Source organism: Marseilla massiliensis, assembly GCF_016899855.1.
Taxonomy (GTDB): Bacteria; Bacteroidota; Bacteroidia; order Bacteroidales; family Bacteroidaceae; genus Prevotella.
On record NZ_JACJJG010000168.1, the window covers coordinates 1 to 3337 of the forward strand.

Annotated in this window: 3 protein-coding genes; 1 reads left to right on the forward strand and 2 read right to left on the reverse strand. The window is 51.5% G+C overall.

The features are described from left to right. Positions 1-63: 63 nt before the first annotated feature. Positions 64-663: an IS4 family transposase gene (locus tag H6A34_RS13940; protein WP_239480899.1), complete on the forward strand. Its 600-nt coding sequence runs from the start codon at positions 64-66 to the stop codon at positions 661-663. Positions 664-769: 106 nt separating this feature from the next. Here H6A34_RS13940 and H6A34_RS13945 read toward each other — a convergent pair whose 3' ends face one another. Together H6A34_RS13945 and H6A34_RS13950 are read right to left on the reverse strand one after the other, a co-directional pair. Continuing rightward, positions 770-2086 (reverse strand): sigma-54-dependent transcriptional regulator, encoded by a 1317-nt coding sequence (locus tag H6A34_RS13945; RefSeq protein ID WP_205106008.1) that lies wholly within the window; start codon positions 2084-2086, stop codon positions 770-772. A gap of 17 nt (positions 2087-2103) precedes the next feature. After that, the coding region (locus H6A34_RS13950) for an ATP-binding protein (protein ID WP_205106009.1) at positions 2104-3337 on the reverse strand (1234 nt) is incomplete at its 5' end.

Here is a 3337-nt window from a genome sequence, read left to right on the forward strand (position 1 = left end):
AATCCTGCTTGGCCAAAAGGGTCAAAGTCGCGTGGCTTTTCCAAGCCTTATGCTTTCTACGTGATGGATAAGGCCTATGTTGACTTTAAAGCACTTTTTAGATTTCATCAGGCTCAGGCATTTTGGGTATCACGTCCAAAAGAGAACATGACATTCGAGACAGTCGAGCAGATGGATATTTCCGATGTCAAGTCTGGCGTACTGGAAGACTCCTGTATAAGGGTAACGGGATATAACTCAAGCAAGCTGTATCCCGAAGCCATGAGATTTGTCCGCGTTTATGACCCTGATAATGACACTATTGTGGACTTTATATCCAATAACTTTGAAGTCAGTGCCTTGGAAATATCCAACCTGTACCGCCATCGATGGGATATAGAGGTATTCTTCAAGTGGATTAAACAGAACATTACCGTAAAAACTCTGTGGGGATATTCGGAAAACGCTGTCAAAATCCATCTTTGGGCTGCCATCATATCGTATCTGACAGTAGCAAGAATAAAGGTTGCTTGCAACAGCCCATATTCAATCACCGAGGTGGCTACCCTGATTAGAATATCCGCGTTGGAAAGGACTGACCTGCGGTCGTTGATAACCAAGCTAGACTCATCAATCATTTCAAACCAAAATGTCAAAGAACTCTCGTTATTTGATGAGATTTAAAACTAATGCGATTTTATCGCACCAGTAGTAAGTGAAAAACGAAAAGTGAAAAATCCAAGTGAAATATGAACGCTTCCAAGCAAATGGATTCTTCACTTTTCGTTTTTCACTTTTCATTTCTCATCATCCCGTAAATCCTTAATTTCTTATACAACGTAGGACGGCTGCAACCGAGGAGTTCGGCGGCGTGGCTTACGTTGCCGCGACATTCTTCCAATATTGTAGTTATCCGCCTTTTCTCATCTTCGTTCCCTATCAACTTCAGGCTTGAAGCTGGACAGGCGCACAGTTCCCCATCAAGGCCGAGGCTCTCGGCTGACAGCAGTCCACCTTCGGCAAGCAGCACGCCGCGCCTCACCCTGTTGGCAAGCTCGCGGATGTTGCCCGGCCACTGCCACGAAAGCAACGCCATCTTGGCACCCTCAGTAAAACCGGCGCAGCCAAGACGCATCTCCGCTGAATACTTATCAAGGAAGAATTCCGCCAGCGAGAGGACGTCCTCCGGGCATTCCGCCAACGACGGTTGACAGATTTCAAACTCGCAGAGGCGGTGGTACAAGTCCTCACGGAAACTGCCACAGCTTATCGCCGAAGCCATGTCTGCATTTGTTGCCGACACAACGCGAACGTCGGCCTTGCATGGTTTGCGGCCGCCGACAGGGACGTATTCCCTTTCCTGAAGCACGCGTAGCAGCATGGCCTGCACTTCAAGCGACATATTACCTATCTCGTCGAGAAACAGCGTGCCGCCCTGCGCCGCCTTGAAATATCCGTCCTTGTCGCCGTCCGCCCCGGTGAACGCGCCTTTCACATGGCCGAAGAACACCGAGGCGGCAAGCTCTTTCGGTACGGCACCGCAGTTTACAGCCACGAACGGCTTGCCCTTGCGCAGACTATGCCTGTGGACGGTACGTGCTACCGACTCCTTGCCGCTGCCGTTAGGCCCGAGTATCATAACAGACCAGTCTGTACCGGCAACGCGCTGCGCCAGATTTTCCGCAGCCAATGCTTGCGGACTGCGCCGCCTCAAGAGGCTACGCTCATTGCCAAATGCCCTGCCGTCGTTTCCGAGAATGTTGCCGAGCAGTTCCGCAAGGCGTTCCTCATGCACGGGTTTGGGCAGATAGTCCTCCGCACCCATCTTCACTGCACGCACTGCGTCAGGCACCGAGGCATAGTCGGTCATCACAACGAACGGCACCCCGTGGCGTTCCGCCATGCTCCACTCCAACAGGCTTAGGCCGTTGCCTTTCGGCAGGCGCACGTCGGTAAGTACCATAGAGTAGTCCTTGCGTTCCATCTTGCGCCTCGCCGCAGGCTCGTGCGTGGCAATATCCGCATCGATACCTACTTTACCAATCCACCGCGAAAGTACCTCGCCCAAGACGACATTATCTTCAACAATCAATATTTCTCCACTCATTTTTCATTGTTAATTGTTCATTTTTCATTTTCAATCAGTGCTTTTACTTCTCCAATAAGACATTCAATTGCGTAAACCAGCTTTGCTGTCTCATTCCTGATTGACTCGTCATTAACGCTTGCGTCAACGAGAATCTTGCGGAAACTTTCAATCAAGCCATCTGCTCCAAGAAAGCTCCATGCCGACAACATCCTATGGGTTACGGCGCGCAACGCCTCACGGTCAAGCAAGGCAAGAGCCTTCTCCATGTCGGACTTGTCGGTTTCCGACTGCCGCAACAGCACCTCCAACATGTGCCGCCTGTCGCCCGTATGTTCCAGCAAACCTTCAAAGTTGAACTTCGGACGTCGGTTTTCACTGCTGACGCACGATGAAAGAAACGCCGTAAGCCGCTTCATGGAGAATGGCTTGTGCAGGCAACCGCAGAAGCCAGCCTGCAAGTACACGCCAGAATCGCCGTCGCCCCTCGCCGTCATTACAGCCACGGGCATCGTTCGCGAACAGCCTATGTCGGCAGTCCGCAACAGTTTCAACAATCCGAAACCGTCGGTGTCCGGCATCTGCACGTCAGTCAGCACTATGTCGTAGTCCGCTTTGCCCAACGCTTCCACCGCCTCGCGTGCGTTACGGCACGCCGTACATTCCACGCCGTTACGTCCGAGCATGTCTTCTATGACTTTCAGCAGGATGCAGTCGTCGTCAACAACGAGCACGCGCTTTGGCAACATGGCAAACGCTACGGCATGAACTTCAACTGCCGCAACCTCCTCGTCCGTCTCAGTCAAAGGCAGTTTCAAGCGGAACATACTCCCTTTACCAAGTTCACTTTCAACGTTTAGACTTCCTCCCAGCGCATTCATCAAGCCTTTTGTTATTGCAAGGCCGAGGCCGAAACCGTCTGAGTTCACGTCCTGTGCGGCACGCTCGAACGGACGAAATACGCGTTCAAGCGTTTCTTCATCCATTCCTATGCCAGTATCACTGATTTCAACAACCAGATTTCCGCCTCCGTAAACGGCCTTGAAGCCGACTATACCTGCATTGGTAAACTTAACGGCGTTCGACAAAATATTGTCCATGACCTGTTCCAACTTGTCCGCATCGCCTTTCACTGCCACGCCGCAACCCTCGCACTCATATTCAAACATCAACGCCTTGGCGTTGGCCTTACGCCTGAAGTCATCTGATATTCCGTCAAGCAATGCGTCTGGAAAAGCCACGCGACTTTGACCCTTTTGGCCAAGCAGGATT